This window comes from Staphylococcus sp. EG-SA-2 (assembly GCF_017152085.1).
Genome location: NZ_JACYHC010000893.1, coordinates 1 through 1,033, shown reverse-complemented (window position 1 = coordinate 1,033; position 1,033 = coordinate 1). Strand labels below are relative to the sequence as shown.

General features: G+C 35.7%; 1 protein-coding gene. It reads left to right on the top strand.

The window, feature by feature from the left end; genetic code table 11:
• Window position 1 precedes the first annotated feature (1 nt).
• A complete protein-coding gene (locus IDG60_RS15760; protein ID WP_206160907.1) occupies window positions 2-976 on the top strand; it encodes an ATP-binding cassette domain-containing protein in 975 nt (324 codons plus the stop codon).
• Window positions 977-1,033: the final 57 nt, after the last annotated feature.

Here is a 1,033-nt window from a genome sequence, read left to right as displayed (position 1 = left end):
AATAGATGCTTTGAAGGACGTATCATTTACGGTCAATCGCAATGATATTTTTGGTGTGATTGGATATAGTGGTGCAGGAAAAAGTACGTTGGTAAGACTCGTGAATCATCTTGAAGCTGCCTCGAATGGACAAGTGATTGTAGATGGACATGATATTACGAATTATAGCGAAAAAGGCATGCGAGAAATTAAGAAAGATATCGGTATGATATTTCAGCATTTCAATTTATTAAATTCAGCTACGGTATTTAAAAATGTAGCAATGCCACTCATTTTAAGTAAGAAAAGCAAAACAGAAATTAAGCAACGAGTAACGGAAATGCTTGAATTTGTAGGATTGAGTGATAAAAAAGACCAATTTCCTGATGAATTATCTGGTGGGCAGAAGCAAAGGGTGGCTATTGCAAGAGCGCTTGTTACTAATCCGAAAATACTCCTATGCGATGAAGCAACAAGCGCATTGGATCCAGCAACGACTGCTTCGATATTGACGTTATTAAAGAATGTCAATCAAACCTTTGGCATTACAATTATGATGATTACACATGAAATGCGCGTTATTAAAGACATTTGTAATCGTGTTGCTGTAATGGAAAAGGGGCAAGTGGTTGAAACAGGAACTGTTAAAGAGGTGTTTAGTCATCCTAAAACGACGATTGCTCAAAATTTTGTGTCTACAGTTATACAGACTGAGCCAAGTACATCATTGATTCGTCGATTGAATGACGAACAAGTTGGCGGTTTTAAAGATTATAAAATCTTCGTCGAGGAAACTCAGGTGACACAACCGATTATAAATGACTTGATTCAAATTTGTGGCAGAGAGGTTAAAATTTTATTTTCATCTATGTCAGAAATACAAGGTAACACCGTATGTTATATGTGGCTTCGATTTAATATGGATCAACAATTTGATGACACGGCAATAAATCAATATTTCAAAGAGAAAAATATTCAATTTGAGGAGGTGCATTAACATATGTTTGGTTCTGATTTAGACAGTGCACAGTTATTACAAGCATTGTACGAAACG